The sequence below is a fragment of the Thiorhodococcus minor genome (assembly GCF_010820565.1).
Classification (GTDB): domain Bacteria; phylum Pseudomonadota; class Gammaproteobacteria; order Chromatiales; family Chromatiaceae; genus Thiorhodococcus; species Thiorhodococcus minor.
Window position 1 is genome coordinate 1 of the sequence record NZ_JAAIJQ010000265.1, and the last position, 1,138, is coordinate 1,138.

Genomic DNA, 1,138 nt, shown 5'->3' on the forward strand with positions numbered 1-1,138 from the left:
CCATGCATGTTCCTTTCTGCTGGAAATCCTCTCTCTAAGCTTATGTTCTGATTTGGAATTTAGTGGGGATACCTCAGGGTCGGAGTAGACCTTGCGCAGTGCCTCGGTGACGAAGGTGTCGGGCGAGATCCTCAGCCGCCCCAGGTCGAGCTCGGCGAGCAGGGCTGGAGGCAGCTGATGACGCAGGAAATCGCGCGCGATGGCGGGGCGCGCGAAGTTCTCGCGGAAGAAGCAATCGTGGGGCGTGGGGGTCGTCATGTCATGCGCTCATCCGCTCGATGAGAATCCGCATGGCGAGCCGGAAGACGATCCAGACCACCAGCAGCAGTCCCGCCGTGCAGACGTTCACGAGCACGAACCCCATCCGAGGACTCGGGCGTGTAGACGGTCACCGGCAAGGGCCGTGCTGCTTGGCATTCTTCGCTACTGAGATTGGGCGGTGACATGTGGATGACGGCTTTGCGCTTCAGATCATGGCCGTGAGCGAGATGATCGGATGTGCGCTACCTTCTGCGTCCAAGAGGGACGGACGCGGGTCGCGCTCTGTCGATCGAGGCAATGTACCGCAGCAATGACAATGGACAAGACAAATCCGGGGACAGTTTACGGAATTGCTGCTGTTCCTAGTGTTCCTAGAATTGAGACCGAGCGGCTGCTCGCAAATGGCGGAGGCCAAGGTTCGGACCGACCATCGCGAAACTCGGCGGGCAAGCAGTTGAGGGCGGCCGGAGGCAAGGCTAAGGAAGTGTCCGTCAACTGCCTCCCGCTGTTCTGGTCACGAAGCTCCTGCTTCGTGACCTCGGCGACGAAGCGCTGCTTCACGAGGCCGAGCACTTCCGCCCCCTGCGCCAGGCCGAAAGCAGGGCTTACCCCCAGACTCGCGAAGCCGAGCTTCGTCTCGCGGGTGACGCAGCTGGAGCTGCGTCACCAGAGACCCAAATCGGGACACAAAACCTGGACAGCTTCTAAGGATGGATAAGGTGGCCATGGCATCACTCGAGCTTCTGGACCAACGCCAACGAATAAGGTTAGATCGTCCGAGCGAAGCGAGCGACGATCTGAACCGGTTGTTGGACAAGCCCGGGATCGAGGAGGTACGCAGGGGGTATAGAAAATAGCTTTTCGAGGCCGAGGGCTC

The 1,138-nt window shown here is 60.1% G+C and carries 1 protein-coding gene; it reads right to left on the reverse strand.

Features of this window, described 5'->3' with window-relative positions:
* A partial coding sequence (locus G3446_RS26840) for an Rpn family recombination-promoting nuclease/putative transposase (RefSeq protein ID WP_164456703.1) occupies window positions 1-258 on the reverse strand: 258 nt, incomplete at its 3' end.
* Window positions 259-1,138: the final 880 nt, after the last annotated feature.